The 869-nt window shown below is 71.3% G+C and carries 1 protein-coding gene; it reads right to left on the bottom strand.

Annotated features, from left to right (window positions below; translation table 11 throughout):
• On the bottom strand, positions 1-869 hold an 869-nt coding region (locus tag GJV64_RS14925), incomplete at both ends, for a phospholipase D-like domain-containing protein (RefSeq protein ID WP_235927780.1).

Below are 869 nucleotides of genomic sequence, written 5' to 3'. Positions count from 1 at the left end.
CAGGGCGGCGCGCTGGAGGGCGGTGGTGCCCGGCTCGGTCTGCAGCACGGCCTCGCCCTCGCGCCACGCCAGCCGGCTGCCATTCGCCTCCAGCGCCCAGGCAAAGTGCGGCAGGCCGGCATCCAGCGCGGCTTCGAGCCGGCCGGCCAGCACAGGCGAGCTGATCAGGAAGCCCATCTCGGTGTTCAGTTTCCACGAGCGCGGATCGAAGTTCATCGAGCCGACCAGCAACAGCCGGCCATCGACGACCAGCGTCTTGGCGTGGAGTTCGGACGCGCTGGTGCGGAAGAAGCTGACATCGCTGGCCCGGCGACGCAAGGAGCGCGGCACCAGGCCCAGCGTCACCCGGCTGCCCTCCACGCCGCGCATCTCCCACAGCCGCACCCCGGCTTCCAGCAGCTTCAGCCGCCATGGCGCATACCAGGCATGCACCAGCACCACGTTGTTCGACATCAGGCTGTTGGTGAGCACATCCACCCTGAGCCCCTGCCCCGCCAGCCCGGCCAGCAGGCGCGTACCCTCTTCACCCGGCACGAAATAGGCCGACACCAGCAGCAGCCGGCGGCTGACCGGCCCGATAGCGGCGAGCACCTGCGCCATGAGCAGCCGGTCTTCGGTGGCGGCACCGCTGATCTTCTCAGGCGGGTCGCTCAGCATCCGCACGTCGGCCCATTCGAAATCGCCCGCCTCATCGAGCAACGCCGCCGTCGCCGGGCTGGCGGCAGCGGCGGCATAGACGGCGCGCATCGCATCGGCGCCGGCCGGCGGCGGCGGCGGTGCCCCCGCCGGGCCCAGCTGTGCCGCTGGCACCGCTGCCGGACTGTCCCAGTAACGCTGGAAATCCGCTGCCACCGCTTCGGCAACGGCGC

It is taken from the genome of Sandarakinorhabdus rubra, assembly GCF_010994245.1.
GTDB classification, from domain to species: Bacteria; Pseudomonadota; Alphaproteobacteria; order Sphingomonadales; family Sphingomonadaceae; genus Sandarakinorhabdus; species Sandarakinorhabdus rubra.
This window is presented reverse-complemented; position numbering and strand designations above follow the sequence as displayed.